The 251-nt window shown below is 44.2% G+C and carries 1 pseudogene; it reads right to left on the bottom strand.

The features are described 5' to 3' along the window. Nucleotides 1-251, bottom strand: a pseudogene (locus SB725_RS32795) (glycosyl transferase); the annotation flags it as partial.

The raw sequence follows: 251 nt of genomic DNA, 5'->3' as shown, positions 1-251 counted from the left end.
GCTGTAAAGTGCCCCAATAATCTCCAGCGAGCGGGAATATGCCCATGGTCATCGAGAAACCCGATAACGGCAACCATCCCCCCTGTAACTGTAAGAGCTAACATAGTAAAAAATTGCAAATTACTGGTAATCTCTAAAACGATGGCACTGATTATAAAAACAACAACGATAGCCACCCCTCCGCCCCTAGGAGTGGGAACAGTATGAGAGCTTCGAGAGTTAGGTATATCAATAAGGCTATTAGATAAAGC

Source organism: Pseudomonas sp. SIMBA_041 (assembly GCF_046535095.1).
GTDB classification, from domain to species: domain Bacteria; phylum Pseudomonadota; class Gammaproteobacteria; order Pseudomonadales; family Pseudomonadaceae; genus Aquipseudomonas; species Aquipseudomonas mucoides.
Note: the sequence above shows the minus strand (reverse complement) of the source record. Positions and strands in the feature narration are given on the sequence as shown.